We start from the raw sequence: 461 nt of genomic DNA, 5'->3' as shown, positions 1-461 counted from the left end.
GTAGTCGTTGGTGGTCAGCCCGACGAAGACGCCGGTCTGCGTGCCCCGGATCGCCTCCTTGGTGATCCCGGCATGCTCCAACGCCTCGAACGCCACCTCCATCAACAACCGCTGCTGAGGATCCATCGCATCGGCCTCACGCGGCGAAATACCAAAAAACTCCGCGTCAAACTCCGCAGGCTGCCACGAGGTCAAAAACCCACCCTCGCGAGAACAAATCGTCCCCGGCACCGAATGATCCGACGAATAAAACGCATCCGCATCCCAACGATCCGCCGGAACCCGAACAATCCCCGAACCCTCAGCACACAACAACCGCCAGAAACCCGCCGGATCATGAACCCCGCCCGGCAACCGACAACCCAAACCCACCACCGCGATCGGCTCGGTATCACCGGCCTCAGCCACCGCCAACCGCGCCGTCAAATCATCAATCTTGCGCAGCGCCTCAGCAACAATCG

The 461-nt window shown here is 61.4% G+C and carries 1 protein-coding gene; it reads right to left on the bottom strand.

Translation table 11 applies throughout. The features are described 5' to 3' along the window. The coding region (locus AC5Y4Q_RS21640; RefSeq protein WP_499960169.1) for a beta-ketoacyl synthase N-terminal-like domain-containing protein at positions 1–459 on the bottom strand (459 nt) is incomplete at its 3' end. Between the last annotated feature and the right edge of the window lie 2 nt (positions 460–461).

Source organism: Mycobacterium sp. NGS16 (assembly GCF_059813225.1).
The sequence above is the reverse complement of the archived record's forward strand: the minus strand, read 5'-3'. Positions and strand labels throughout refer to the sequence as shown.